The following is a 1,154-nucleotide window of genomic DNA, read 5'->3' on the forward strand; positions in this document are numbered from 1 at the left end:
ACCTTGGTCTGGCTGTGCCCCCGAAGACACCGATGCCGGAGGATTGGCGGGAGGTGCTGCTCTTTCGCCCGGCTGCCGCAACGTCCGCGATCTTCGCGTCCATGGGCCGGACAGTAATCATCAGCGGGGTGCAGGGCATCGACCTCGACAGAACCTGTTCGTTTCATGATGTCACCTGGCCTTGCGGCGAGCGCGCACGTGCCGCCTTCAATTCCTGGGTTAGGGGACGCGCGCTGAAATGCTTCGTGCCACCGGACGTCGAGCGTTTTGCCATCGCCGCCCAATGCAGGCTGGGCAAGCAGGACGTCGGCGCCTGGCTTGTGTCCAACGGCTGGGCCACGGCGCTGCCGAGTGGCATCTATGGCAAAGCGCAAGTGACTGCTCAGGGCGCGGGGATGGGCATTTTCGGTCCGCCACAATAGGCTGCGAGAATCAAAGGACCGGAGCAGCGTTCGCCGAGGCCGCCGTTGATTGTTCAGCGGCCGTCGGCATTCCATTGATTAACCTTTACGGCGCAAATTTCCGGTGCAAGCCGGTTGCTTGAACAGTATCGGGTCTCATAGTTCAAATTGTATGCTTCTCGGAAACTGAAAATGCTGTACGCCGGCTCTATGCTGGCTGATCTGACAGGAGATTAGCCAATGGCACAAACCACAGCGACCGCCTCCGCGCAGGCATGGAGAAGCGCCGCATGGCTGACCTTTCTAGGAACAGCCGGGAGCCTCGGTCTTTCTCTGGGTTTCAACTATCTGCTCTTGTTCAGCGACGCGTTCACGCCGTTCGGGCGCAGCATGATGACAGCCGTGCTGCTGCCCGTGGTCATTGGTCTGCCGCTTTTCGTACTAATCGGCTGGCAGCAGATCCAAATCCGCAGCTGCCGTCAGGAACTCAACAGGTCCGGAACCTATGACAGGTTGACAGGCTGTCTGAACGGGCCGGTCTTCACGTCGATGGTCGAAAGAAGAGCAACAAGGCCATCGGCGCCGGGACCACGCTCGGGCGCCTTCCTGGTCATTCATTCGGAACATCTACGGTCCATCAATCTGCGCTTTGGCCTTGAATGGGGCGACGAGGCTTTGCGGCTCATAGCCATAACCATACAATCATCAGTACGCGCGGATGATCTGGTTGGACGCATAGGGACTTCCATGTTC

2 protein-coding genes are annotated in these 1,154 nt (G+C 59.2%); both read left to right on the top strand.

Annotated features, from left to right (window positions below):
• Positions 1-422 (top strand): thermonuclease family protein (locus ACXJ7R_RS33650; RefSeq protein WP_457155557.1); only part of this gene is annotated, 422 nt, incomplete at its 5' end.
• Between the two features lie 219 nt (positions 423-641).
• The coding region (locus tag ACXJ7R_RS33655) for a GGDEF domain-containing protein (RefSeq protein WP_457155558.1) at positions 642-1,154 on the top strand (513 nt) is incomplete at its 3' end.

The organism is Mesorhizobium sp. P5_C1, from assembly GCF_054049815.1.